The organism is Sphaerisporangium perillae (assembly GCF_023276435.1).
Classification (GTDB): Bacteria; Actinomycetota; Actinomycetes; order Streptosporangiales; family Streptosporangiaceae; genus Sphaerisporangium; species Sphaerisporangium perillae.
Genome location: NZ_JALLPO010000004.1, coordinates 126,234 through 151,587 on the forward strand (window position 1 = coordinate 126,234; position 25,354 = coordinate 151,587).

Consider the following 25,354-nt stretch of genomic DNA (forward strand, 5'->3'; position numbering starts at 1 on the left):
GCCGGCCCGCCATGGCCGGCGTCGAGGGCGGCGCAGTTCCCTGAGTCAACCCTATTCGCAGCACGCCTCAGGAGGTGACGGCGAAGCCGAAGAGGCCGGTGGATTGACCTGAGAGCGGGTGGGCGCCGGTCGTGCGCAGGCCGGTGTAGGAGCCTTTGCGGGGCTTCGAGGGGATCAGGGTGACGCGGCCGGCGCCGGGTGAGCCGATGGTCAGGCCGGAGCGGGTGATGGCCACCGAGGAGCCGTACAGGTCGCCGGGGTGGCCGGGCCGTCCCTTCAGCAGCACGTGGTGCCGGGCGGTCAGCCCGCCGGTGCGGGTGCCGGGGAGGACCAGGACGGTGTTGCCGCCGGGAAGGCCGATGGCCAGTTCGGCGTCGCCGTCGCCGTTGAGGTCGCCGGCGGCGAGCGCCGAGCCGAGCCGGTCGGTGTTGAGGCTCTTGCCCCTGATGCCCTTGGTCTTGCGCGACCAGAACTCGCCGCCGATCGCGGTGAGCCCCCGGGACGTGCCGTACAGGACGTGCACGCCGCCGTTGCCGTACATGGGGCCGTCCTGGAAGGCGTCCAGGCCCTCACCGGGGACGCCGATGGCCAGGTCGTCGCGGCCGTCGTGGTCGAAGTCGCCGGCCGCGAGCGCCGCGCCGAAGGAGTCCCACTTCTCGGCCTCGCCGGGCACGCCGGGGCTGTTCTGGTTGTAGACGCCGGCCTGCCGGGCCCGCAGGTCGGCGATGACGACCAGGCCACCGCCGGAGGTGGTGGCGCCGATGGTGTGGCTGGGCGCGCCGACGGCCAGTTCGGCCTTGCCGTCGCCGTCGAAGTCGCCCACCGCGAGGGCGGCCCCGAACTGGTCGGTCTCGAGGTGGTCCTGCGCGACCCAGGAGGTGGCCTGGGTGATGAGGGTTCCCTTGCCGGAGGCCGCGCGCCCCTTGAGGCCGAAGATCCCGGCGCCGCCGCCCTCGGACAGGCCGGGGATGCCGACCACCAACTCGTCGTCGCCGTCGCCGTCCAGATCGCCGGCGGCCAGCGCGGCGCCGAACCGGTCGGTGTCGCGTGAACGGCCGAGGCGGGTGACGTCGAGGGTCCCGGCCGCCCGGAGGCCGTTCGCCGTGCCGCGCAGCAGGTACACGATGCCGTTGCCGTCGGCGCCGTCGGGCACCGGCGTGCCGGCGAACTCCTCCGACGCGCCGATCGCCAGGTCGGCGCAGCCGTCCCCGTCGAAGTCGCCCGCGACCACCGCGGAGCCGAACGAGTCGCCGGGTTCGGGGGTGCCGGGCAGCCCGTGGGTTCCCTGGGAGAGCACGGCGGCCTTCTTGGTGCCGTCGTACAGCGTGACGGTGCCCGCGCGCGCCTGCCCGTCCACGGTGTCGTACGGCGCGGCCACGGCGAGATAGGCGGTGTCGCACTCCTTGCCGGGCGCACGGGCCGGCACCACGGCCTGGGCGGCTACCGCGCGGTCCGGCACGGCGGAGGCGGACATGGAATGGGCCGATATGGCAGGGGAGAGGGCGGTGGGTGTGGCGCGGGCGGTCTGGGCCTGGGCGGCGGGTGGAGGGAGCAGGGGGACGACCACGAGGGTCGCGGCGGCGAGGAGGCGGGACGCGCGCGAGGCACTCATACTCCGGATCGTCCCCGCAGACCTGGACATCCGGCTCACAGCAGCATGAAGTCCCCACGTCGGTCGGCTGAACGGAACGTCAGATCCCGCCGTCCGGCGGCCGTGGCCCCTGACCTGCGCGGTAGCGCCCACGCCCGCGGGACGCGTTGGATCTCCCGTTGACGGCTGTTGTCAGGACGGCCCGGAGGCTCTACAACTGATCGCGAAGATGTTCTTCACCCCTACGACTGATCGTCGAAATGTTCTTCGCGATGTCACCGGTATGTCATGACATGGACCCAAGATCGGCTCCGTGTCTGTCTACCTTCAGGCCCGTTCGTACTTGGAGGTGGAAATGCGTAATCTCGCGCGCGCGGTCGCCGTGGCGCTCGTCATCGGTCTTCCCGGGGTGGCCCAGGGAACGGCACAGGCCGACGCTCCGAGAGCGGGGCGGCCCGACTACCAGACGACCGTTCCCGGCGTCTCGGTAGAGGCGGGCAGAACCGATCGGACGGTGGCCCCGGGCATCGTCCTCACCACCTTCGACACCTTCGGGCGCGACGGCTGGACGCGGGCCCACGTGCTGAACGCCGACCTGTCGGGCCCAGGGGTGGACGTCGGCCTGGTCGGCGGCAGGCTGACCGAGACCCAGCCGCTGTCGAAGGCCGCGGACGCGCGGTCGGCGGTCGCCGCGGTCAACGGCGACTACTACGACATCAACGACACCAACGCCGTCATCGGGCCCGAGGTCAGGGACGGCGAGCTGCGCAAGGCCACCAGCCAGGGCCGCACGGTCGCCGCCGTCGGGGAGGACAAGGTCGCGCGGCTCGCGAACGCCCTGCTGGAGGGCACGGTCACGGTCGCGGGCACCGGCCACCCGGTCGCGAGCCTGAACACCGCAGCCATCCCCGCCAATGCCGTCACCGTCTTCACCGACCAGTGGGGCCCGGGCAATCGCACCCTGATCCCGCACTCCGGCGCCCTGACCGAGCTGGTGGTCACCGGCGGAGCCGTCACCGCCGTCAACGCCGCGGTCACGAACACCCCCGTGCCGGACGGCGGCCTGGTCGTCGTCGGCCAGGGGGCCGCCGCGGCCACGCTCGCCGCCGCCAAGCCCGGCGACGCCGTCGCCCTGGACGTGGGGCTGCGCACCGACTCACCGGCGAAGCTGCGGACGGCGCTCGGCAGCGGCGAGGTGCTCGTACGCGACGGCCAGGCCATCGACTTCCCGCCGTCGACCGGCAACGACGCACCCAAGCCGCGCACCGCGATCGGCTGGGCCGACGGCGGCCGCCGGCTCCTGCTCGTGACGGTGGACGGCTCGGCCAACTTCTCGGCCGGGCTGAGCTTCGACGAGACCGCCAAGCTGCTCGTGCGGCTCGGCGCCCGCGAGGCGTTCATGCTGGACGGCGGAGGCTCCTCCGACATCGTGGCCCGTACCCCAGGAGACGCCGGGGTCAGCGTGGTCAACACCCCCTCAGACGGCGGCGAGCGGCTGATCCCGAGCGGGGTGGGCCTGTACGCGGCCAAGGGCTCTGGCACGCCGAAGGGCCTCGCGGTGCGCGCGAGCGCGGCGCGCGTGTTCCCCGGCCTGACCGTGCGGGTGTCTGCCGCGGGGTACGACGAGACCTACGCCCCCGCCGACCTCGGCGGAGACCGTGTGAGATGGGACGCGGGCCGGCTGGGCGAGGTGCGCGACGGCGTCCTGCGCGCCGAGCGCTCCGGCGAGGGCGATCTGACGGCCCGGGCCGGACGGGCGCGCGGGCACACCGATCTTCGCGTGCTCGGCGAGCTGTCCACCGCGAAGTTCACCGCCGCGAGCCTGACCCTGGAGACCGGCGACTCGACGGTGGTCGGAGTGCGCGGATACGACGCCGACGGGTTCGACGCGCCGGTCGCCGCCCGCGACGCCGATCTGGAGTACGACTCCGCGGTGGTCAAGGTCGAGGCCAGGGACGACGGGTCGCTCACGGTCACCGGGCTGGACGCGCCCGGCGGAACGGCCACCGTCGTCACCGCGAGCGTGCAGGGCAAGGTGGCGCGGCTGCCCGTCGTGGTCGGCCTGAAACGCCAGTCGCTGGCCGAGTTCGAGGCGGGCGAGACATGGGCGGCCTCCGCCTCCAAGGCCGTCGCCTCGGTCGCGGCCGTGGACGGATCCGACCGGCCCGGCGCCCCGGCGGGGAACCGGGCGCTCGCGCTGAGGTACGACTTCACCGGGACCTCTGGGACCTCCGCCGCGTACGCGGTGGCCAAGCCCTCGGCGCTGACCCTCCCGCACGGCACCAGGCGCCTCGGCGTGTGGGCGTACGGGGACGGCAAGAAGCACTGGCTGCGCGCGACCCTGCGCTCGCAGGGGACGACGAACGTGCCCTTCACCTTCGCGGCCGTCGTCGACTGGACGGGCTGGAAGTGGGTGGAGGGCACGCTGCCCGCCGGGTTCTCCGAGCCGATCACCCTCAACAACCTCTACGTCGTGGAGACCTCGAACCTGGCCAAGGACGCGGGCGAGCTCAGGTTCGACGCGCTCACCGCGCTGGTCGGCCAGGAGGCCACGGCGGACACGACCGTCGGCTCCGACCCGTTCGTCCTGCGGCAGGCGGACATCGGCAAGGATCGCTGGCGCTTCGCCGTCATGTCGGACCTGCACGTGAGCGCGGCGGCGGGGCCATCCTCGTTCGCGGCGCAGCAGGCCGCGGCGGCGCTACGGCAGGCGGTCGCCGCTAAGCCGGACTTCATCCTGATAAATGGTGACTTCGTGGATAGCAATGCGCCGGCGGACTTCGCCTTCGCGGAGCAGATCCTGAAGGACAACGTGCCCGCGGACATTCCCGTGCACTGGACTCCCGGCAACCACGAGTCCGGCGCGACGGCGACCGGGACCCTGGACGCGTTCCTCGCCACCGGCCGGCCGGCCCACCAGGTGTTCGACCACAAGGGCACCCGCTTCGTCCTGATGAACACCACGCTCGGCGGGCTGCGGATCTCCGACTGGTCGCAGGTGCCCGAGCTCCGCGACGAACTGGCGAAGGCGGAGAAGGACCGCTCGGTGAAGTCGCTGGCGCTGGTGTTCCACCACCCGCTGCACGACCCCTCCGGAGCGGGCGGCTCGCAGTTCTCCGACCAGCTGGAGGCCGGCCTGATGGAGAAGTGGCTGGCCGGATTCCGCGAGAGCGCCGGCAAGCCTGTCGCGGTGTTCAGCGGCCACGCCCACACCGCGGCCGTCACCAGGGTGGACGGCGTGGCCGAGATCAACACCCCGGCCGTGGGCAAGACCCCCTACAGCTCGCCGGACAAGGGCGGATTCTTCGGCTGGATGCTCGTCGGCGTTGACCCCCGGCCCGGCGAGGTCAAGGCGGGCCTGCCGAGCCCGGCGACGCGTGAATGGCTGACGGCACGGGTGAACCCGCTGTTCGACAAGCTCTCCCTCTCGGCGCCGGGCGCGCTGACCGTGGGAGCGAGCGAGGAGGTCTCGGCCACCGGGACCACGACGGCCTTCGGGCTCACCTTCCCCCTCCGGTACCCGGCCAGCGTGACCTGGAGCGGGGACCGGGCCCTCGCGGTCGCCGAGTCGCCGCGGGAGGCCAAGGACGCGGCGCGGCGGCACGGCGTGGTGGCGGTGCTCGACCTGTCGGCCGGCCGGCTCACCGCCGTGCGTCCAGGGCAGGCGACCCTCACCGTCTCCTCGGGCGACCGGTCCACCTCGGCCACCGTCACGGTGACCGCCGCGACCTGAACCCCCGGCGAGCACGCCCACCCCGAAGCCGTCAGCCCTTCCCGCCGCTCGCCGGGGTGGGAAGGGCGAAGGCCACCGCCTTGCCGGCCGCGCCGCCCACGGACATCGTGGTCGGGTAGGCGTAGCAGTGGCCATGGGACAGCCGGTGGGCCAGCAGCAGCCCCCGGCCGCTCTCCGCGAACGGCGCCAGGTCGACCAGCGTGGCCGCCTGCAGGCCGGTCAGGATGGCCGGGATCTCGCCCAGCTCCCGGCCGCCGTCCACCATCTCGCACCACATCGGGATGCCGCTCAGGCAGTGGATCCGCAGCTCGTACGGCCCGTGCGCGTGCTTCTCGGCGTTGGCGGCGAGCTCGGCCACGATGATCTCGGCGTCCCCGATGCCCTCGTCGGTCACCCCGGCCCTGGACAGGGCCTCGCGCACCGCCGCGCGGGCGCAGCGCGAGGCCGAGCCCGGCCGCAGCATCGTCACCAGCACCCGGAAGGTGTCCTGGAAGGGGACCTGGGGGCCGTCGGGCGGCCGTTCCCGCGCCAGGACCCCGGTGCGGTGGTGAGCCTCCTTCGGGACGGGCTGCTCGGCGCGCATGGGCTGATCACTCCTTGGGCTTGTCTACCGATGAGCCGGCGGAGGATGCGCGCGGTGATCCCCCGGGATTGGCCTCCATGGTGGGGCACCTGCGCCAATGGTGGTAAGCCGCCTCACCGATACCCATCTCCGGTCTCCTTCGATCGGTGGAGCCGATCTGCCCGGGCGATCGGTCCGACCGTTATCCCCTCCGAAACCCCGCGGCACCTGGTTACCTGAGAGGTCAGCACAGTTCACTGTGGAAGGTCGGCATGAACGTCACTCATGCGAACGAGCAGGCGATCAGCTTCGCCATCTGGGAGCGGCCCCAGATGCGCCAGGCTCTGGCGGTGCGCGACATCGCCACCGTCTACCTGCTCCTGCAGCGCGTCGGGATCTCCCAGCGGCGCATCGCCGCGCTCACAGGGCAGTCGCAGTCGGAGATATCCGAGATCCTCAACGGCCGGCAGGTCATGGCCTACGACGTGCTGGTGCGCATCGCCGACGGCCTCGGCGTGCCGCGCGGGTACATGGGCCTGGCCTACGACGACGCCTCCCAGAGCGTCATCTGCCCGCTGCCCGCCGGCTACGAGGACGACGCCGACGAGGACGAGCAGGTCCGCCGGCTGCTGGCCCACGCCGCGCAGGTCACCATCGGGGCCGTGGTGGCGACCGCCGACGACTGGCGCATGCCGCTGGCCCGCGTCGACACCCCCGTGCCCGCCCGCATCGGCGACGTCGAGGTGGAGCAGGTGGAGACCGTCACCCAGTCGCTCCGCGCGCTCGACTACCGCTACGGCGGCGGCGTCTGCCGGGACGCGGTGGTCGCCCAGCTCACCTGGTCGCAGCACCTGCTGCGCGCCACCTGCTCCGAGCGCGTCGGGCACCGCCTGCACCGCGCCCTGGCCGACCAGCACAACCTCGCCGGATGGACGTCCTTCGACGTCGGCCTCTACGGCGCCGCGCGCCGGCACCTCGCCCGCGCCCTCGAACAGGCCAAGCACGCCCACGACCCCTCGCTGGCGGCGAACATCCTGTACCGGATGGGGCGGGTCCACCTGCACCTCGGCCGCACCGAGGACGCGTTACGGTTCTTCCAGCTCGGCCAGATCTGCGCGCAGGACGCCAGCTGCGAGCTGACCGTCGCCATGCTGTGCGCCAACGAGGCCTGGGCGTACGCCCTGCTCGGCGACGAGCGGCTCGCGATGAAGTCCATCAACAGGGCACGCGACGAGTTCAACCGGGCCGACCGCGAGGCGGCCCCGTCCTGGGTGCGGTTCTTCGGCGAGGTCGACCTGGAGGCCGCCGGCGGCATGACCCACGCGGCCCTCGCGAGCGCCGAACCCGGCCACCTGCCCATGGCCGCCGAGCTGCTGTCCAGCAGCGTCCGGAGCCGGGAACAGGACATGGCGCGCAGCAAGGTGTTCGAGCTGATCGGCCTCGCGACGGTGCGGCTGCTGCTCGGCGAGGTCGACAGCGGCGTCATCGACGGGCACGAGGCCGTCACCCTGGTCACCCAGATCAGGTCCGTGCGGACCATCGACCGCCTGGCCCCGCTGGAGGCGGCCGCGGCGAGCCGGCCGCACAGCTCGGACGCCCGGGAGCTCTGCCGGCGCATCGCGGACCTGCGGGCCGTATGAGCGTCACCACGGTCGACCCCTCGGGCGGGCTCACCCGGGACAACCTGCGCTTCCTCCTTGAAGCCCTCTGCGCCGAGACGGGCCTGGACCCCGACCGGGCCGAGCTGATCAAGTTCACCAACAACGCGGTGTTCCGGCTGCGCGCCGACCCGGTGGTGGTGCGCATCGCCGGGTCCACCGCCGCCCGCGAGCGGGCCGGGCTCGTCGTACGGGTCGCCCGCTGGCTCGCCGCGCACGACTACCCCGCGGTGCGGCTGCTGCCGGGGTTCGAGCAGCCCATCCGGCTGCACGGCCAGATGATCACGCTGTGGGAGCACGTCCCGGACACCGGGCCCCGGCCGGACGGCGCCGGCCTGGCCGTCCTGCTCAAGCGCCTGCACCGCCTGCCCGGCGCCCCCGCGGGCCTGCCGCAGTGGCGTCCGATGCAGGAGGTGCGCCAGCGGCTGGCCGAGCCCGAGGAGCTGGACGCCGGCGACCACACGTTCCTGCTGCAGGAGTGCGACGAGGTCGAGGAGCAGCTCGCGCGGCTGCGCTTCGTGCTGCCGCCGGGCGTCATCCACGGGGACGCGTTCCTCGGCAACGTCATCGCCGGCCCGCACGGCCCGGTGCTGTGCGACTTCGACAGCACCGGCCTCGGCCCGCGCGAGTGGGACCTGGCCCCGGTCGCGGTCGGCAGGCTGCGCCTGGACTACGCGACCGACGACCACGCGATGCTGGCCAAGCACTACGGCGCCGACGTCACCGAGTGGGACGGTTTCCCGGTGCTGCGGCGCCTGCGGGAGCTGAAGCTCGTCACCAGCGTCCTGCCCATCCTGCGCAGCAACCCCTCGATCCGCTCCCAGTGGGAGCATCGCATGCGGACCTTCCGGGCCCGCGACCTGACCACGAGATGGCAGCCGTACCGCTGACCGGCGACGACCGGGCCCAGGGGCGTGCAAGATCTCGGGCCCGCGGGCGGGCGGGTAAAGGGCGTGCCAGGATAGGACCGTGACAACGGCGGTGGACACAGGCATCGACCTCGCGGGCCTCGCGTTCTGGCGCAGGCCGCCGAGTGAGCGCGAACGCGACTTCGCGCGGCTGAGGCGGCTCGACCATCCGGTGTTCTTCCCCGAGCGCCGGGTGCCCCTGCTCCGTTCGGGCAAGGGGTTCTACGCCCTGGTGCGGCACGCCGACGTGGTGGAGGCGAGCCGCAACGCCAAGGTGTTCTCCAGCGAGCCGGCCGTGACCAATCCCGAGCCGCCCGGCTGGGTGAAGCACGTCTTCGGCGACTCGATGGTCAACCTGGACGACCCCCGCCACGCGCGCCTGCGCCGCATCGTCTCGCGCGCGTTCTCGCCCAAGATGCTGAGCGGCCTCAACGACGACATCGCGAAGGCCGCCGAGCGCATCGTGGACGACGTGGTGAAGGAGGGGCCGCGCGACTTCGTGGCGCAGGTCGCCTCCCGGCTGCCCATCCACGTCATCTGCGACATGATGGGCGTTCCCGACGGCATCCGGGCCAAGGTCCACGAGCACGTGGACGCCTCCACGGCCTACACCGGCGTGCGCATGAGCCTTCCCCGCACCGTCGCGATGGCGGGGCGCAACATGGCGGCGCTGTTCGCCCTCCAGCGCCTGGTGATCAACCTGGGGCGCGAGCGGGAGAAGAACCCCGCGAGCGACCTGGTGTCCGCGCTGGTCAACGCCAACGTCGACGGTGAGCGGCTGACGCCGAAGGAGCTCGGCTCCTTCTTCACCCTGCTGCTCGTCGCGGGCAACGAGACCGCCCGCAACACGATGGCCCACGGGCTCAAGCTGCTCACCGACAACCCCGGCGAGCGCGAGCGCCTCGTCGGCGACTTCGACGGCCACATCGGCGGCGCGATCGAGGAGACCGTCCGCCACGTCTCGCCGATCATGCAGTTCCGGCGGACGGTCACCGAGGAGTACGAGATCCGCGGGGTACGGCTCGCGCCCGGCGACAAGGTGGTGCTGTTCTACGGCTCCGCCAACCGGGACGAGGACGTCTTCGACCACCCCGACCGGTACGACATCACCCGCAAACCGAACCCGCACGTCGGCTTCGGCGGGCCCGGCCCGCACTTCTGCCTCGGCGCCAACCTCGCCCGCCAGGAAATCAAGATCATGTACCGCGAGCTGTTCACCCGCCTGCCCGGCATCCAGGCCGTCGGCGACCCCGAGCTCCTGCTGTCCAACTTCGACAACAGCGTCCGCACCCAGCGCTTCACCTTCTGACCGCGGCGGTCTCATCCGCCGCGGCGGTCGCGCCGGAGAGGAGCGGCCGCGCCGCCGGCGCTCGGGTTCGTGCCGCGGGTGGCGTACCGGATGCCGGGGGAAGGGCTGGCGTCCTGCGGCGGAGGGGGACCGGTTAATGTCCCGGTTGTGAACATTGACGACTTCAGCTTGGATCCCTCGGTCGCGCATCTGAACCACGGCTCGTTCGGCGCGGTGCCGCATCGCGTGCGGGTGGCGCAGAACGAGTTGCGCCTGGAGCTCGAGCGCAACCCCGACGTGTTCTTCGCCACGGTCATGGACCGCGTCGCCAAGGCGAGGAACGAGGTGGCGGCGTTCCTCGGGGCCGAGCCCGACGGCCTCGCGTTCGTCTCCAACGTGACCGAGGGCGTCGCGGTCGCGCTGAACAGCGTGCCGCTCGCCCCCGGAGACCAGATCCTGATCAGCGACCACACCTACGGGGCCGTCGAGATCGCGGTACGGCGGGCGGCCGAGCGGGCCGGGGCCGAGGTCGTCATGGTGACTCTTCCGGGTCAGGCGGACGGCGAGTGGTCGGGCGACGAGGCCGCCGATGCCTTCCTCGGCTCGGTCACGCCGCGCACCAAGGTGGCCGTCTTCGACCACATCACCTCCAACACGGCTCGCCTGCTGCCGGCGCGCCGGCTGGTGGACGGGTTCCGGGCCCTCGGCGTCGTCACGATCGTGGACGCGGCGCACGCGCCCGGCATGCTGGAGCTGGACCTGAGCGAGCTGGGCGCCGACTTCTGGACCGGCAACCTGCACAAATGGGCGTTCGGGCCGCGGCCGTCGGGCGTGCTGGCCGTCGCGCCGGCGTGGCGCGACCGGGTGGAGCCGCTGATCCCCTCCTTCTATCAGGAGGCGGGCTTCCCCAAGAGCGTCGAGTTCCAGGGCACGCGGGACTACACGGCCTGGCTGGCGGCGCCGCACGGCCTGCGGGTGTTCGACGACCTCGGGCTGCACGCCGTCCAGGCCCGCAACGCCGAGCTGGTCGCGCGGGGCCGGTCCATCGTCGCCGGCGCCACCGGGCTGCGCCCCTGGCGCTCGGACCCGGAGCTGGCGATGTGCGTCCTGCGGCTCCCGGACGGCGTGGCCGAGACGCAGCCGCGCGCCGAGGCCCTGTCCGCCGAGATCTACCGCAAGCTCGGCTGCCGGGCGGGCATCAAGCCCTGGCCCGGCGCCGGCCTCCTGCGCCTGTCGGCCCAGGTCTACAACCGCGAGCAGGACTACGAACGCCTCGCCACCGGCCTGCGCGGCATCCTCACCTGACCGCACCACGCCATGGATGGCACGAATCCCGGAGCGCCGGATCGTCATCACCGGGAAGGTGACGCCAGGCCTGCCTCGTAGGCGATGATGACGAGCTGGACGCGGTCGCGGGCGTCGAGCTTGGCCAGCAGCCGTGTCACGTACGCCTTGACGGTGGAGACGCTGATGACCAGGTCGGCGGCGATCTCGGTGTTGGACATGCCGCGTGCGACCAGGGTCAGCACCTCGCGCTCCCGCTCGGTGATGCCCTCGACCCTGCGTGGCGCGGGCGCGAGTGCTGCTGCGGGCTCGGGGCGGCCGGCGAACTCCGCGATCAGGCGGCGGGTGACGCTGGGCGCGATCAGGGCGTCGCCGGCGGCGACGACACGGATCGCCGCGAGGATGTCGTCCAGGGCCATGTCCTTGACGAGGAATCCTGATGCGCCGGCGCGCAGCGCGCCATAGACGTGGTCGTCGTCATCGAAGGTGGTCAGGACGATGACGCGGGCTCCGCCGGGACCTGCGGTGACCAGCCGGGTCGCCTCGATGCCGTCCATGCCCGGCATGCGGATGTCCATCACCACGACATCGGGGTGGAGGTTCTCGGCCAGATGGACCGCTTCCGCGCCGGTTCCGGCCTCCCCGACGACTTCGAGATCGGGGATGTCGGCGATGACCATCTGCAGAGCGGTGCGGATCAGGGGCTGGTCGTCGGCGAGTACGACGCGGACGGTCATCGGACTCCGGCCGGTACGGGCAGGCGGGCCGACACCCGGAAGCCGCCTTCGGGACGCGGTCCGGCGGAGAACTCTCCGTGGAGCAGGCCGACCCGCTCGCGCATCCCGACCAGGCCGTATTGGCTTCCTCCAGTGCGACTGCGCCCGCGCCCGCTGTCGAGGACCTCGATGGACAACTCCTTGTCCTGGTAATCGATGGACACCCGGCAGGAGTGGGTGCCGGCATGGCGCACCACGTTGGTGAGTGCCTCCTGAATGATGCGATAGGCGGCTGTGTCGATCTCCGCAGGCAGGGGACGCCGCTCGCCTCGCCACCGCACGTCGACACGGACGCCGGCATCTGTCGTCGTCGCGGCCAGCCGGTCGACGTCGGCCAGACCGAGCCCCGGACCGAGCCCCGGATCGAGCGGCGCCGCCTGTGGTGGCCGCCCCGGTTCGGGCTGACGGAGCGCGCCGAGCATCCGGCGCAGCCCCGACAACGTCTCCCGGCCGACCGTCTCGATCTCGCCCAGCGCGTCGCGCGCCCGCGCCGGCTGCGTGCCGATGACCCGGCGTGCCGCGCCGGCCTGCAGGGCAATGATGCCGATGCTGTGGGCGACCATGTCGTGCAGCTCGCGCGCGATCCGGAGCCGTTCGTCGGTGACCGCCTGCGCCGCGGCCTGGTCCCGCAGTTTCTCGGCGTACTCGTGGGCCTGGTGCGCCGAATTGCCGACCAGCCACGCGATGGCGGCCGTCAGGGCCACGGCCAGCTCCGCCGAGGTTCCGACGACCCAGCCGGACAGCAGCCGCGTGGTCAGGTAGCCGGCCAGTACGGCGAGCGCCATGGCGACGGCGACGATCCCGGTCCGGCGCGACCGGGTGGCCGCGATGAAGTACAGCGCGACATCGACCGCGAGGAACTGAGCCAACGGGATCTCCCCGACGCCCAGCGGGACGCACGCGATGGTGGACGCGGCCAGCAACAGGGCCATGGCCGGCATCGGCCGACGGCGCTGCAGAGCGCTACCGGCCAGCACCAGCGCGGTGGCCACCGCCAGGAACGCCAAACCGTCCCACCGGTAGACCAAGACCCCGGCGACCACGGCGGGCTCCGACTCACCGGGCAGCCTGACGCGCATGAGGAACGTGAACGCCAGGCCCGCACACCAGGTCAGAGTCGTCCAAACGCCTGGCGGCACTCGCTTCAGCAGAGGTAGCGGCGGTGCGACGTGCATGTCCAGAGCGTAGCCGGATGCTCTTCGCCCGAGCATCGGACCACGGGTGTACACCCACGGTCCACCGGCGTTGTCGCGAATGCCACCAGCGGTCCGATGTGGTGCGGATGCCGCCTGCGGCACCTTTGTCGGGTGATCGAAGTCAACCGGCCCCGGCTGCGCCGTGCCCTGCTCGCCGCGCTCATCGCGGCTTCGGTGGTGGTGCCGGTGACGGGCGCGGCACGCCCCGCGGCCGTCCCGGCGCCCGTTCCCGCCACCCTGGCCCCGTTACGGGCCGCGACACCCGCGGTCCTCGCCGAGCGGTACGCCGCCAGCCGGGATGGCATCTGGGCGGCTGAACGGATGGCCGCGGGTCATGGCGATCGGTGGCGGGCCGCGATGCTCCGCGCCATGGCGGATCCCGCGCGCCGATTCCTGTCCTTCGACGGCCGCGACGGCGGTCGCGCCGTCGAGGTCTTCGGCGACCTGACGGCGGCCGAGCGGATCGCCGTGCTGGTCCCCGGCTCCGACACCGACCTCGACAAGTACGGGCTCCTGCGAGGCGGTTCGATGAGGCTGCGACAGGCGCTCGGCGACCGGTCCGCCGTCATCGCCTGGCTCGGATACCGGACCCCCGGTACCGTGACCCTTCAGGCGCTGATGCCCGGCCGCGCCGACCGGGCGGCCCCGGACCTGCGCGCGTTCGTGCGGGAGCTGAGCGCGGTCAAGCCCGGCGCCCGCGTCTCCCTTCTGTGTCACTCCTATGGGAGCGTGGTCTGCGGCCGTGCCGCGCCCGGGCTGGACGTCGCCGACATCGTCCTGTACGGCAGCGCCGGGGCCGCCGTCGACGACGCCGCCGCGCTGCGCACCCGGGCCACCGTCTGGGCCGGCCGGGGGACCGGCGACTGGATCGCCCACGTGCCGCACACGCGGCTCCGGCTTCCCTTCGTCACCATCGGATTCGGCACCGACCCGGTCTCCCCGCGGTTCGGCGCCCGGCTCTTCGCGGCGGGCGACGGCGGCCACAGCGATTACCTGAAAGCCGGTTCCCTATCGCTTTCGAACATCGCCCGGATCGTCTCCGGACGGGCCCCCGCCGAGGCGGGCCGTGATGCGTGATCTCGTCGAGCGCGTCCATACGGCGACGCCCCCCGGCCGCGACCGCGCCCTCGACGCACTGCGCGCCTTGGCCATCCTCGGCGTGGTGCTCGGCCACTGGCTGGTGACCGCCCTGGTCACCGACAGCGGCACCGTCCGCGTCGCCAGCCCGCTCCGGAACATGCCCCAACTCGCCCCCGCCTCCTGGATCCTGCAGACCATGGCGGTGTTCTTCCTGGTAGGCGGGCAGGTGGCGGCCAAGAGCCACGCCTCCGCGCGCCTCCGGGGCACCGCGTACGGGCAGTGGCTCAGCACCCGGATGACCCGCCTGTTCAGGCCGCTCGCCGCCGTGGTGGCGGTGTGGAGCGTGCTGGCGGTCACGATGCTCGCCTTCGGCGCCGACCTGGGGACCGTACGCACGCTGGCCAAGCTGGTGTGGTCCCCGCTGTGGTTCCTGCTGGTCTTCGCGGCGCTGACGGCGGCGACCCCGATGGTCGCCAGGCTGCACCCGTCGTGGCCGCTCGTCACCGTCGCGCTCGTCGACCTGGTCCGGTTCGGCCTGGGCGGGCCCGCCTGGCTGTGCTGGATCAACGTGGCGGCCGGCTGGCTGGTCCCGTACTGCCTGGGCGCTGCCTGGGCGCGCGACCGGCTGCGCAGCCGCGCGACCGGATGGGCGATGCTGCTCGGCGGCGCCGCCGCCACCGCCGCGCTCGTCCTGTGGGCCGGCTACCCGGCCGCCATGGTGGGGGTTCCAGGCGCCCGCATCTCCAACCAGGCCCCGCCCACCCTCGCGGCCGTCGCCTTCGGCCTCGCCCAGTGCGGGGCGGCCCTGCTGCTGCTCGGCCCGCTGCGGCGGGTGCTACGCCGCCCCGCCGCCTGGGCGGTCGTGGCACTCGCCAACCTCTCCGCGATGACGGTCTTCCTCTGGCACCAGACCGCCATGATCGCGATCACCGCGCTCGGCATGCTCACCGGCGAGGCGCTGCCCGGCCTGCACACCGCCCCCGACGGTCCCGGCTGGCTGTTCGCCCGGCTGGCCTGGCTACCGGCGTTCGCGCTGGCCCTGCTGGCGTGCTGGGTCGCCTTCCACTCCCACGAGCAGAGACGGCCCCGAATACCCTGCCATGCCACGCCCGCACCCGAGCGGCCAGGGGACGCCGCGCGCACCGCCGGCCGCGCCGGACCCGTGTGGGACCGGCCGAGGCCCGGGTCAGCCGGTCAGTTCGCGGATGCCCTCCAGCAGCCGGTCGACGTCGGACTCGTCGGTGTACGGCGCGATCCCGGCGCGGACCGCTCCGTCGTCGCCGAGCCCCAGCCACCGGCTGCACTCAAGTGCGTAGAAGCTCCCCGCCGGGGCGTTGACCCCGCGCGCCGCCAGGAACTCGTAGACCTCGTCCGCCGCGACACCGTCGACCGAGAACAACGTGGTGGGCGTGCGCCTGCGCCGGGCTGAACCGTGCAGGGTGACCCCGGTGATCTCCGCCAGCCCGGTGTCGAGCCGGTCCAGCATGGCCTCCTCGTGCCGTTCCAGCTCGTCCATCGAGCGGGCCAGGCGTTCTCTGCGGTCTCCCTCGCCGGGGACCAGGCCGGCGAGGAAGTCGACCGCCGCCGTCGTGCCCGCGAGCAGCTCGTAGGGCAGCGTGCCCAGCTCGAAGCGCTCGGGCACCGCGTTCGTGGCCGGGAGCAGCTTGTCCGGGTGTACGGTCTCGAGCAGCTCCGGGCGGGCGGCGAGGACGCCGAGGTGCGGGCCGAGGAACTTGTACGGCGAGCAGGCGTAGAAGTCGGCGCCCAGCGATCCCACGTCGACCAGGCTGTGCGGGGTCAGGTGCACGCCGTCGACGTACAGCAGCGCCCCGGCCGCGTGCACCCGCTCGGCGATCGCCGGGATGTCCGGCCGGGTGCCGAGCAGGTTGGACGCCCCGGTGACGGCGACGATCCTGGTGCGCTCGGTGAGCAGGCCGGCGATGGCGGCGACGTCCAGCTCGCCGCTCTCACGATCGAAGTCCGCCCAGCGCACCGTGACCCCGCGCGGCTCGGCGGCGTGCACCCACGGGCGGATGTTCGCGTCGTGGTCGAGCCGGGTGACCACGACCTCGTCCTGTGGCCCCCACTCCTTGGCCAGGGCGCGGGCCAGGTCGTAGGTCAGCTGCGTCATGCTGCGGCCGAACACGATGCCGGCCGGCGTGCCGGCGAGCAGGTCGGCCATCGCCTGACGCGCCGCGATGACGATCTCGTCGGCGCGGCGCTCGGCGGCCGTCTGCGATCCGCGGTTGGCGACGGCCGCCCTGAGCGCGGCGGCCACCGCCTCGGCGACGTCATCGGGCGTCTGAGAGCCGCCGGGGCCGTCGAAGTGCGCCGCGCCTTCCTCCAGCGCGGGGAACCGCGCCCGTACCTTCGTCACGTCGTACGTCACAAAACCTCCCAGACCACCATGCACCCACATCTAACGGCACGACGATATGCCCTGGGCGGGCGAAGGTGAGCGCGCGGGACCATGACCGGCGGGGTCGTCACCGCCTCGCGTGCTGCCGCGAAACGCCGCCATGCGTGCTGCCGCGAAACGGTGAAAGAAACTTCGCCGGAGACCGATGAGCCGAAGCCGTGCCGCCGGTATACCCACCGACCGGCCGGCCGCTCCTGGCCGTTCCGGTACCGCGAAGCAGGGAAGGACGACTTCAGATGATCAGTAATGAGTCGAGCGATACCCGTACCGGCACCGGCGACTCGGGCGCTGTGCGCGATGTGCTCCGCCGGATTTACGCGGCATGGGCCGACAACGACGCCGACGCCTTCGCCGCGTTGTACGCCGACGACGCCACCGTGGTGATGCCTGGGGTGTTCCACCGGGGCCGGTCCGCGGTCCGCGACTACATGGCCGGCGCGTTCGCCGGCCCCTTGAAGGGGTCCCGGGCGATCGACGACCCGCAGGACATCCGTGTCATCGGCGGGGACACCGCCATCGTGGTGAGCAAGGCCGGCATCGTCATGGCCGGGGAGCGGCACTTCCCGGCCGAGCGTGAGCGGCTCGCCACCTGGGTCCTGTCCAAGCAGGACGGGCGATGGCTGGTCGCGGCCTACGCGAATGCGCCCGCTCGCTGACCGGCGTCATGGCGATGGGTGCGGCCCGCTGACCGGGCATCATGGCGATGGGTGCGGCCCGCGCGACGCGGGTCGCACCCATCCCGCACTGAGGGGATCCACCGTGCCGAACACGATCGACGAGGACTTCGAGGCGCACGCCGGACCATACCGGCATGAGCTCCTGGTGCACTGCTACCGGATGCTCGGCTCGGTCCACGAGGCGGAGGACCTGGTCCAGGAGACGATGCTGCGCGCCTGGGGAGCCAGGGGGCGCTACGACCACGAGCTGGCCTCGGTTCGCACCTGGCTCTACAAGATCGCGACGAACGCCTCCCGGGCCGACGACGGCGCCTACCGGCTGCACACCCTGCAGGTGCTCACCGTGACACCGGCGGGGATCACCCACAACGTGGTATTCCAGGACCAGCAGGTGTTCACCGCGTTCGGGCTCCCCGCGGCCCTCTTCCCGTCCATCCCGTGAACCGGAGTCGGCGCGGCGGCGGCCGTCGCCGACTCCGCGCCAGGGGTCGCGTAACGATTACAGGGCCGCGAAGATCACCGTGTTTGCGCCTTTACCTTCGGAAGGAATACGGGTGCCCCAAACCCCCCACAGCGAATCGGGAACCCGAGGCCTGCTCCTGGCCCCGCTCGCGGCCTGCCCGCAGGCGGACAACAGGGACCACTACTACAACTACTCGTCGCTGACCTCGTACATGAAGGTCGCCGGCTGAGGACGGGACACATGTCGAAGATGCTCCAATCCCGCACCGCGGGGGTGGGCCTCACCCTCGTCGTCGCACTCGGCCTGGTGACCGCCGACGGAGTGGCCGCCTCCTGGCCGGGCGAGGCCGCTCCCTCGTTCTGGTCCTTGATGCGCTCCGGCGCGGGTGAGTCGACCGGCACGTACCTGTACGACTCGCTGGACGACCTGACGCCCGGCGCGCCCGCCTCCGGCGCCTTCACCCCCGCCGCGGCGCTGCTGGAGGGCACCGTCGTCGGCATCGAGCCGGGGATCGCCTTCGGCTCCGACGACAGCGCGGGCGCCGCGCCCGTCGTCGGCTACGACACTCCCGACGCGGCGATCCGCAAAGCCAGTCTCGTCGTCAAGGTGGACCGCGTCCTGTCCGGAAAGCTCGGCCTGGGCCAGCAGAACGGCCAGATCCGGCTGCAGATCGAGCAGCCGAAGGAGAGCACCCTGGCCGACCTGCGGGCCTCCATCGGCAGCGCGGGGCACGGCCTGTTCTACGTGCACAACGCCCTGGAGCGGTACCAGGCCGAGGGGCGGGCGGTGCCCCAGGCGCTGGCCGGCTACCTGGCCTCGGTGCATGTGCCGATCGGCGAGGGCGTGTTCGTCGAGCAGGCACCGGGCCGGCCGGTCATCGCGCCGCTCATGGACGACCCGGAACGGGTGAACCAGATTCTCAACGGCGCCCCGGCGCCCGTGGAGGAGCCGCCGGACATGCCCTCCCCGAGGCCCCCCAAGCCCTCGGACTTCCCGCACGACGACAACCCGGACGGGACGTCGACGGCTGCCCCCGTCCCGGACCCCACGGACGACCCTGACGCCTCGGCGGTGGACGTCCCCGACCCGGTCACGACGGACAACCCCGTCCCCGTGGCAAGCGAGCCCGCGGTCGGCACGCCCACCTTGGACCAGCTGAGGAGCCGCGCGGTGCTCGCGGCGTGCGCGGCCGGCACCAGCACCACGCCGACCGCCTGCTGACCGAACTCCCACGGGACACGAGCCCTCCGAGGCCGAGGGGCGGGCGGTGCCCGCGGGGGCTGTGGACGGTGGGTTCTGCTCACGTCGATCTGGGAACGCCTCCGCACAGGTAGTCGGGATGAGAGTGCCATCCAGGATGGTGTAGGCCAGCCGGGATGCGCGCTCGACGGCGGGGCGCACGTCGTCGGCCAGGGCGGCCAGGAGATCGACGACTTCGCGAACGTAGCGCCAGGCCGTGGTGGTCCCCACGGCGAAACCGGCGGCCAGGCGAGGGATGGGCACGGGGCGTACGTCGTCGCGGCCCCGGTGCTTGAGCCCGCGTTGCTCGTGGGCGTCGCCGCTGTCGGTCCACTGTGTGTTGACCTCGGGGCGCGAGACGTCGACGAGGAGTCGGCATACGACCAGCCATGAGCGTGCTCCGGTTCATCAGACGGAGCACGCCACATGGCTGGTCGTCGTTCACGCACCGAACCCCACGTGGTCGTTATGCGAGGCGGTTCTCGAAAGGACTAGCCGCCTGTGATCACGAAGGTCGACCCTGGTTGCGTCACGATGTTGCCCTTGGCCGAGTTGGTTATGGTCACGTTCGTCAGCGTCGCGTTACCGCGAGCGCCGCTCATGGCCAGAATGCCGGCGCCGTTGTTGGACTTGTCGATCTTCACATTGGTGATCGCGACGCCCGGCATGTTGCCGCCACCTGTCTTGAACTGGATGCCGTCGTAGGTCGAGTCGTAGATGTCGGTGTCGCGGATGGTGACACCGGTGATGTCCTTGCTCGACGGGAACAACGTGATGGCGCCGAACTCCTGATCCTCATTCCAGAAGACGCCGCCACCGCGGTAGATCGCGTTGTTGGCGATCAACGTGGTCCCCGAGAAGGGCAGGGGACTGTGGTCGGTCGCCAGCATGATGCCCGGGTAGTTCATGGTGTCGTAGATCAGGTTGTTCTCGATCGAGTTGTCGTAGCCGCCGTAGATCGCGATGCCGTTCGCTCGCCAGGGCAGCTGGACGGTGTTGTTGATGAAGTGGTTGTCGTGCGTGTTGTCGACGACCTGGTCCTTCACGGCCTGGTTGGCCCAGACCGCCAGGGCGTCGTCGCCGGTGGTGCGGAAGGATGAGTTGAACACCTTCGAGTTGCGCGTGCCGTTGGTGAAGTTGATGCCGTCGGCGTAGGTGTCGCGGATGCGCATGCCGCTGAACTCAAGCCCATCGGCAGGCCCCCACAGCGCAGGGATGTTGTCGTAGTCACGACCGACCCAGACACCCACGTTGGCGTGTTCGATCCACACGTTGGAGATTTTGGTGTTCTTGCCGAACCGCCCGTTCAGGCCCACTCCGCCTTCGTCATTGCCGTCTCCACCGCGAATACGCCCCGAGCCGAAGATGGCGATGTCGGAGATCTGGACGTTGTCGTCGATGTCGAAGCCGAAGTTGCCCTCGTGCGGGTGGTTGATGCCGCCCACCACGTCCTGCGGCTCGGTGAGGGTGTACAGCTGGGAGTGCCACATGCCCGCGCCGCGGATCGTGACGTTGCTGATGCCCACCTGGTTGTACTGACCCCGGTTCAGCGGGTCGTCGGTGAGGATCTTCTGCTCCTGGCGCCATTGCCCCGCCGGGATCCACACGCAGCTGATGACCCCGTTCTGGTCGTCCGTCACCGCCCGCTGGATGGCGGCCGTGTCGTCGAGCCCGTCGTTGGGCACCGCACCGTAGGCCGTGATCGAGGTGCAGCCGGCCGGCTGGCTCGCCGGTGCCGCCACCTGCTCCAGGTCGATCAGGTCGATGATGTAGAAGGAGGCCGTGTCGGTCGCATCGCGCTGCAACCGGAACTTGGTGCCCGCCGGGTAGCTCGTCGACAGGAGTGCATGCGCCTCGTCGAACAACCGCCGGGCGTCGGCCTGGGGGGTGTTCGTCAGTGCTTCGGGGCCGTCGGTGTTCCCGTACAGCCAGCTGTGACGCGACGAGAGGGTCAGCTTCTGCGCGAAGGTGTCGTTGATGTAGAGGCTGATGGTGGCGTCGATGCCGCCGCCGTTCGGCGCATCGGGGATGGAGTTGCGCACCACGATCGAGTTGGTCGGGTTGGTCGAGGTGAACTCGACGAACTGGCCTGTGCTGTTCAGGCGCACCGACTGCCTGCCGGAGGACTCGGTGGCGAAGTTGGTGTGCCCGAAGGTGCGCAGCGGGTCGGCCGTCAGCAGGGTGCCCTGGTAACTGGCGGCCTCGGCCTCGTACTCGACCCACGGAACCGCCGCCCCGCGGCCGACCACGATCGCCTGCGAGAACGCGTTGTTGGTCTCGTTGGTCTCGGTGACGACGTTCGTCGCATCGGCGGTTGCGGTGATGGTGGCGCCGCCACTGGTCGCCGTCCAGCTGCCGCTGATGGCCACGTTCGTCGTCGCCCCTGCCGCGATCGACGGGGTGTTGGTGTTGAGCGTGGTGCCGCCCACCGCCACACGAGTGACTGTGGTCGCGCCCGACGCGGTGGTGCCGCGGTTCTTCACCGCCACGTTGAACGTCACCGCCGCTCCGACGGCCGGGTTCGGCGGATTGGAGCTGATGCTGAGGACCTGTAGGTCGGGGCCGGGAGCCTGCGAGACCACCAGCGACGACGTCGCGGTGAAGGTGTTGTTGTTCTCGTTCTGCTCGAAGACCGTGTTGTCCGCGTCCACCCTGGCGCTGACCGTGTAGGTCCCTTCACCGCGGGTGCCGATGTCGTGGGTCACCGTGGCGGTGCCGTTGATGGCCAGGGCGGGGACCGCGACGGTGCCGACCAGGGCGCCGCCTAGGTTGAAGTTGACGCTGTCCGCAGGGGAGGCCAGGGTGCCCGAGTTCCTGACCGTGGCTGACAGCGTGATCGCGTTGGTCTCGTTCGGGGAGGCCGGAGTCCACGAGACGTCGGTGACCGTGAGGTCGGGGTTCGGCGCTGGGACGCCGATGACCTGGAACTCGGCGGCCTGGCCCGCGGGGGCGCCGGAGTTGCTCGTGAACTTGAGCTGCACGTCGGCGACCCTGCCGCTGACCGGGAACGACACGGTGTTGCCGCTGTCGGGGGCGAACTGGGCGACGATCGGCTGGGTCAGGTTGGTGAACGTGCTGGAGCTCTGCTCACGCCCGAGCACCTGGATGGTCTGGGTCCGGGGCCCCCAGGAGCTGTCGGGGTTCAGCTTGACGACGACCTGGCTGACGTCGGCGTTCGACCCGAGCTGCACGGTGAGCGTGTTGGGGTAGCTGCCGCCGGCGCCTTCCCAGTACGTCGCGGTGCTGTTGTCGTTGGCGTTGGCCGGCACGAACGTGAAGACCGAGCCGGACGCGGTGATCGGCTTGCCGACCGCCAGGTTGGTCCCGGGACCGCCCGTGCCGGTGCGCGTGACCGTGTCGCTGGGATTGGACTGGTTGCCCGCGGCGTCCTTGGCCCTGACGTAGTACGACACCGTGGCCGTGTCCGGCTGCGTGTCGGTGTAGGTCAGGACGTTGCCCGCCACGCTGCCGCGCAGCGCGTTGTTGGCGTAGACGTCATAGCCGGTGACGCCGACGTTGTCGGTGGAGGCGTTCCACGTCAGCCTGATCTGGCCGGAGCCGGGCTCGGTGTAGGCGAGGTTGCCCGGCACGGACGGAGGCTCGTTGTCGACACCCGGGCCCGCTGGGCCGTACACCTCGAACTCGGAGATCTGGCCGGCCGGCCAACCGGTGTTGCCGGTGATGTTCAGCCGGACGTACCGCGCGGTCGTCGCGGTGAAGTTGATCGTCACAGTGTTGCCGGTGGCGGGGTTGAAGGTGTATCCCGCGGAGCCGACGGTCGTGGTGGTCGGGGTGCCCGAGGTCCCGGTCAGGACCGACAGGGTCTCCGTCCTGGTGGCCCACCCGCTCGGGGCGGGGACCTTCAGGATGACCTGGTTCACGCTGACGGCGGACCCGAGGTCCACCTGGATCCACTGCGGGAAGGCGTTGTTGGCGCTCTCCCAGTAGGTGTTCTGGTTGCCGTCGTTGGCGTTGCCCGCTCCGTAGACGTCGGTGGAGCTGCTCGCCGACATGGTCTTGCCGGCCGCCAGGTTGGGGCCCGCGGCCGAGGCCGGGAGTACCGGTCCGGCGAGGACGAGCAGGCTGGTCGCCAGCACCGCCCCGATCAGCCGTAAAACAGGGTGCTTTTTGCTCATTGCGTTCTCTATCTCTCGCCAGGGCCGCAGGGGGCGGCGGGGAGCCGTCGCGGGGGGTGCTGATCTCAACGCAGAGGAAGGAAAGCGCTGGGTCGGTGCCGCTTTGGGCGGCGACCGACCGCGCAATGCGGTAGCCGACATCACCTGGTCCCTCCATGGGGATGGGGGCGGGGCCAGGCGCACGGACGCAGTGCGCTCCAACCAGAACTTGCGGAGAATAGAGAGAAATGAACAGTGATTTGCAAGGTTCTTGCAGGACATTGCCCGAAGGTTACATTTACACTACGGTCACGTCAACTGTTAGGAAGCGGCTTTCTGAATTGGCCCTACGCCAGATGTGAAACCGTGTCGCCGCGCCCTGCTGGGCCGACTTCCACCGGATGGCGTCGACGCTGGGCCGGCTGCTGGAGCCGCCTGGCACGGCGAAGAACTACGACGAGAACTGCAACGAGAACCACTCCGACGAAGATCTCCAGTGGGCCCAGCAAGAAGCGGGTCGTGACGGTGTATCCGCCTGCGGGCTGAGCCTCTTGCAGGGCGTCAGCCATCTCTCTTGCCTGGCCGGGGTTCTCCCACTCGGCGTGGAAGCGTTGAGCATCGGTGGTCGTGATATCGCGCGGGCTGGGTGGTCGGGTGGGTGCTGGGGCGGTCAGGTGGGGGATGGGGTGGGGTGGCGTTGCGGGCTGTGGTGGTCGAGCAGGTCGGCCAGGCGGTTCAGTAGGGGAAGCAGGGTGGCGCGTTCGTCAGGGGTGAGGGCTTCCAGGGCGGCGCGGACGGAGTGCAGTTCGTCGCGGATGAGGTGGGCGAGCTCGGTTCCCTCCGTGGTGGCCGTCACGACCTTGATGCGCCGGTCCGAGGGGGAGAGGGCTCGCTGGACCAGGCCGCGGGCCTCCATGCGGGCGATGAGCCCGGTGGCGTTGGAGGCGTCGCACAGCAGGTGGTCGGCGAGGGCGCGCATGGACAGCGGCTCCTCCAGCGCGATCAGTACGCGGGCCTGAGCGGTGGTCAGGCCATGGCGCGCCGAGACGACGGCGAAGTCGTCGTAGTAGCCGCGGACCGCACGTGCCAGGGGCTCGATCAGGTCGTCGGCGGCCGGCGCAGTGGTGTCGGGCATGGACTCAAGCATACTTGACATCATCAAGTATCGGGGATTACATGAAGACGGTTGCTTGAGCATCTCAAGTTCCTCTCCGGTCTCCCCCGCCGCCGCCACCGGTACGCCGCCGTGGACGAACAGGAAGGCCATGGCCGCGTAGCACGCGTGAGCCGCCGCCGGCCGGCGATCCGACCCCTGAAAGGAAGCATCATCATGACGACTCCGCACGGCACCAGCCGCGAATGGCACCTGGTCGCACGCCCCCGGGGTGTGCCCACGCCCGCGGACTTCGCCCTGCGCGAGGTCCCGATTCCCGAGCCGGGACCGGGCCAGATCCTCGTGCGGAACCTGTACCTGTCCGTCGACCCCTACATGCGCGGACGCATGAACGACGCGAAGTCCTATGCCGAGCCCTACCGGCTCGACCACCCAATGCACGGCGGGGCCCTCGGCCGGGTGGTGGCCTCCGGCGCCGAGGGCGTGGCGGTGGGCGACCACGTCCTGCACGGGCTGGGCTGGCGCGAGTACGCGCTGGCCGGCGCCGCGGAAGCCGTCCGCGTCGATCCGGCGGCGGCTCCGCTCAGCGCCAACCTCGGCGTGCTGGGCATGACCGGCCTGACCGCGTACGCGGGTCTGCTCCGCACGGCGGAGTTCGCCGAGGGCGACACCGTCTTCGTCTCCGGCGCGGCGGGCGCGGTCGGCAGCGAGGTCGGGCAGATCGCCAAGCTGAAGGGCGCCGCCCGCGTCATCGGGAGCGCGGGTTCCGATGAGAAGGTCAAGCTGCTGGTGGAGGAGTACGGCTTCGACGCCGCCTTCAACTACAAGAACGGCCCGGTCGCCGAGCAGCTCGCCCAGGCCGCGCCCGGCGGCATCGACGTCTACTTCGACAACGTCGGCGGGGAGCATCTGGAGGCCGCGCTGTCCGCCCTGAACCTGCACGGCCGCGTCGCGCTGTGCGGGATGATCGCCCAGTACAACGCGACCGAGCCGGCCTCCGCTCCGCGCAACCTCTTCCTGACCATCGGCAAGCGGCTCACGCTGCGGGGCATGCTGGTCGGCGACCACTACGATCTGCGGCCGAAGTTCGTCGAAGAGGTCGGCGGCTGGATCCGCGAGGGCCGGCTGCGCTACCACGAGACCTTCGTCGAGGGCATCGAGAACAACGTCGAAGCCTTCCTCGGCATGCTCCGCGGCGAGAACACCGGGAAGATGATCGTCAGCCTGCCGGAATGAACCGGTATCGGCCGC

General features: G+C 71.4%; 18 protein-coding genes and 2 pseudogenes. 12 read left to right on the top strand and 8 right to left on the bottom strand.

What is annotated here, in order from left to right:
• Positions 1–67 precede the first annotated feature (67 nt).
• A complete protein-coding gene (locus MYF83_RS05475) occupies positions 68–1,612 on the bottom strand; it encodes an FG-GAP repeat protein (RefSeq protein ID WP_248959063.1) in 1,545 nt (514 codons plus the stop codon).
• Between the two features lie 334 nt (positions 1,613–1,946).
• Between MYF83_RS05475 and MYF83_RS05480 the strand changes: the two genes are divergently transcribed.
• Positions 1,947–5,324, top strand: a complete 3,378-nt coding sequence (locus tag MYF83_RS05480) for a phosphodiester glycosidase family protein (RefSeq protein WP_248959064.1) — start codon at positions 1,947–1,949, stop codon at positions 5,322–5,324.
• Between the two features lie 31 nt (positions 5,325–5,355).
• Here MYF83_RS05480 and MYF83_RS05485 read toward each other — a convergent pair whose 3' ends face one another.
• Complete coding sequence (locus MYF83_RS05485; RefSeq protein ID WP_248959065.1) at positions 5,356–5,907, bottom strand: ATP-binding protein; 552 nt, start codon at positions 5,905–5,907, stop codon at positions 5,356–5,358.
• A 251-nt stretch (positions 5,908–6,158) separates the two neighbouring features.
• On the opposite strand from MYF83_RS05485, the gene MYF83_RS05490 reads away from it, so the two are divergent.
• The 4 genes from MYF83_RS05490 (at position 6,159) to MYF83_RS05505 (ending at position 11,045) form a co-directional block, all read left to right on the top strand.
• Positions 6,159–7,526 carry an NsdA family TPR-like regulatory protein gene (locus MYF83_RS05490; RefSeq protein WP_248959066.1) on the top strand — a complete coding sequence of 456 codons (1,368 nt, stop codon included), beginning with the start codon at positions 6,159–6,161 and terminating at the stop codon, positions 7,524–7,526.
• Complete coding sequence (locus MYF83_RS05495) at positions 7,523–8,434, top strand: phosphotransferase enzyme family protein (protein ID WP_248959067.1); 912 nt, start codon at positions 7,523–7,525, stop codon at positions 8,432–8,434. Before MYF83_RS05490 ends, MYF83_RS05495 begins: the two co-directional genes overlap by 4 nt.
• Before the next feature lie 79 nt (positions 8,435–8,513).
• Positions 8,514–9,761 (top strand): cytochrome P450, encoded by a 1,248-nt coding sequence (locus MYF83_RS05500; RefSeq protein WP_248959068.1) that lies wholly within the window; start codon positions 8,514–8,516, stop codon positions 9,759–9,761.
• 147 nt (positions 9,762–9,908) lie between these two features.
• Positions 9,909–11,045: an aminotransferase class V-fold PLP-dependent enzyme gene (locus MYF83_RS05505; RefSeq protein ID WP_248959069.1), complete on the top strand. Its 1,137-nt coding sequence runs from the start codon at positions 9,909–9,911 to the stop codon at positions 11,043–11,045.
• A 47-nt stretch (positions 11,046–11,092) separates the two neighbouring features.
• On the opposite strand, the gene MYF83_RS05510 is transcribed toward MYF83_RS05505, so the two are convergent.
• Together MYF83_RS05510 and MYF83_RS05515 are read right to left on the bottom strand one after the other, a co-directional pair.
• Entirely contained in the window at positions 11,093–11,761 is a 669-nt protein-coding gene (locus MYF83_RS05510) for a response regulator (RefSeq protein ID WP_248959070.1), read from the bottom strand.
• Complete coding sequence (locus tag MYF83_RS05515) at positions 11,758–12,879, bottom strand: sensor histidine kinase (protein ID WP_248959071.1); 1,122 nt, start codon at positions 12,877–12,879, stop codon at positions 11,758–11,760. The genes MYF83_RS05510 and MYF83_RS05515 overlap by 4 nt, the downstream gene beginning before the upstream one ends.
• 228 nt (positions 12,880–13,107) lie before the next feature.
• Between MYF83_RS05515 and MYF83_RS05520 the strand changes: the two genes are divergently transcribed.
• On the top strand, positions 13,108–14,073 hold the full coding sequence (locus MYF83_RS05520; RefSeq protein WP_248959072.1) for an alpha/beta hydrolase: 966 nt from the start codon (positions 13,108–13,110) through the stop codon (positions 14,071–14,073).
• Positions 14,066–15,124: pseudogene (locus tag MYF83_RS05525) on the top strand (acyltransferase family protein); the annotation flags it as partial. The gene MYF83_RS05520 and the pseudogene MYF83_RS05525, both read left to right, overlap by 8 nt.
• A gap of 138 nt (positions 15,125–15,262) precedes the next feature.
• Here MYF83_RS05525 and MYF83_RS05530 read toward each other — a convergent pair.
• A complete protein-coding gene (locus tag MYF83_RS05530) occupies positions 15,263–16,465 on the bottom strand; it encodes a cysteine desulfurase-like protein (RefSeq protein ID WP_248959073.1) in 1,203 nt (400 codons plus the stop codon).
• Between the two features lie 266 nt (positions 16,466–16,731).
• Between MYF83_RS05530 and MYF83_RS05535 the strand changes: the two genes are divergently transcribed.
• The 4 genes from MYF83_RS05535 to MYF83_RS05550 all read left to right on the top strand — a co-directional run bounded on the left by MYF83_RS05535 (position 16,732) and on the right by MYF83_RS05550 (position 18,856).
• Entirely contained in the window at positions 16,732–17,151 is a 420-nt protein-coding gene (locus MYF83_RS05535) for an SgcJ/EcaC family oxidoreductase (RefSeq protein WP_248959074.1), read from the top strand.
• Between the two features lie 103 nt (positions 17,152–17,254).
• Positions 17,255–17,614 (top strand): sigma factor, encoded by a 360-nt coding sequence (locus MYF83_RS44155; RefSeq protein WP_372500092.1) that lies wholly within the window; start codon positions 17,255–17,257, stop codon positions 17,612–17,614.
• 112 nt (positions 17,615–17,726) lie between these two features.
• Positions 17,727–17,864 (top strand): hypothetical protein, encoded by a 138-nt coding sequence (locus tag MYF83_RS05545; RefSeq protein WP_248959189.1) that lies wholly within the window; start codon positions 17,727–17,729, stop codon positions 17,862–17,864.
• 11 nt (positions 17,865–17,875) lie between these two features.
• Positions 17,876–18,856 carry a hypothetical protein gene (locus tag MYF83_RS05550; RefSeq protein WP_248959075.1) on the top strand — a complete coding sequence of 327 codons (981 nt, stop codon included), beginning with the start codon at positions 17,876–17,878 and terminating at the stop codon, positions 18,854–18,856.
• Positions 18,857–18,970: 114 nt separating this feature from the next.
• Here the strand turns inward: MYF83_RS05550 and MYF83_RS05555 are convergent.
• From MYF83_RS05555 to MYF83_RS05565, 3 genes and pseudogenes are all read right to left on the bottom strand, one after another.
• Positions 18,971–19,126 (bottom strand): annotated as a pseudogene (locus tag MYF83_RS05555) (helix-turn-helix domain-containing protein); the annotation flags it as partial.
• A gap of 239 nt (positions 19,127–19,365) precedes the next feature.
• A complete protein-coding gene (locus tag MYF83_RS05560) occupies positions 19,366–23,010 on the bottom strand; it encodes a CARDB domain-containing protein (protein WP_248959076.1) in 3,645 nt (1,214 codons plus the stop codon).
• A 649-nt stretch (positions 23,011–23,659) separates the two neighbouring features.
• Positions 23,660–24,124: a MarR family winged helix-turn-helix transcriptional regulator gene (locus MYF83_RS05565; protein WP_248959077.1), complete on the bottom strand. Its 465-nt coding sequence runs from the start codon at positions 24,122–24,124 to the stop codon at positions 23,660–23,662.
• Positions 24,125–24,319: 195 nt separating this feature from the next.
• On the opposite strand from MYF83_RS05565, the gene MYF83_RS05570 reads away from it, so the two are divergent.
• A complete protein-coding gene (locus MYF83_RS05570) occupies positions 24,320–25,339 on the top strand; it encodes an NADP-dependent oxidoreductase (RefSeq protein WP_248959078.1) in 1,020 nt (339 codons plus the stop codon).
• Positions 25,340–25,354: the final 15 nt, after the last annotated feature.

Coding starts and splice junctions, on each gene's coding strand:
- MYF83_RS05565 (WP_248959077.1), bottom strand. CDS start 24,124: ATGCCCGACACCACTGCGCCGGCCGCCGACGACCTGATCGAGCCCCTG.
- MYF83_RS05485 (WP_248959065.1), bottom strand. CDS start 5,907: ATGCGCGCCGAGCAGCCCGTCCCGAAGGAGGCTCACCACCGCACCGGG.
- MYF83_RS05490 (WP_248959066.1), top strand. CDS start 6,159: ATGAACGTCACTCATGCGAACGAGCAGGCGATCAGCTTCGCCATCTGG.
- MYF83_RS05560 (WP_248959076.1), bottom strand. CDS start 23,010: ATGAGCAAAAAGCACCCTGTTTTACGGCTGATCGGGGCGGTGCTGGCG.
- MYF83_RS05570 (WP_248959078.1), top strand. CDS start 24,320: ATGACGACTCCGCACGGCACCAGCCGCGAATGGCACCTGGTCGCACGC.
- MYF83_RS05550 (WP_248959075.1), top strand. CDS start 17,876: ATGTCGAAGATGCTCCAATCCCGCACCGCGGGGGTGGGCCTCACCCTC.
- MYF83_RS05475 (WP_248959063.1), bottom strand. CDS start 1,612: ATGAGTGCCTCGCGCGCGTCCCGCCTCCTCGCCGCCGCGACCCTCGTG.
- MYF83_RS05535 (WP_248959074.1), top strand. CDS start 16,732: ATGATCAGTAATGAGTCGAGCGATACCCGTACCGGCACCGGCGACTCG.
- MYF83_RS05495 (WP_248959067.1), top strand. CDS start 7,523: ATGAGCGTCACCACGGTCGACCCCTCGGGCGGGCTCACCCGGGACAAC.
- MYF83_RS05510 (WP_248959070.1), bottom strand. CDS start 11,761: ATGACCGTCCGCGTCGTACTCGCCGACGACCAGCCCCTGATCCGCACC.
- MYF83_RS05515 (WP_248959071.1), bottom strand. CDS start 12,879: ATGCGCGTCAGGCTGCCCGGTGAGTCGGAGCCCGCCGTGGTCGCCGGG.
- MYF83_RS05480 (WP_248959064.1), top strand. CDS start 1,947: ATGCGTAATCTCGCGCGCGCGGTCGCCGTGGCGCTCGTCATCGGTCTT.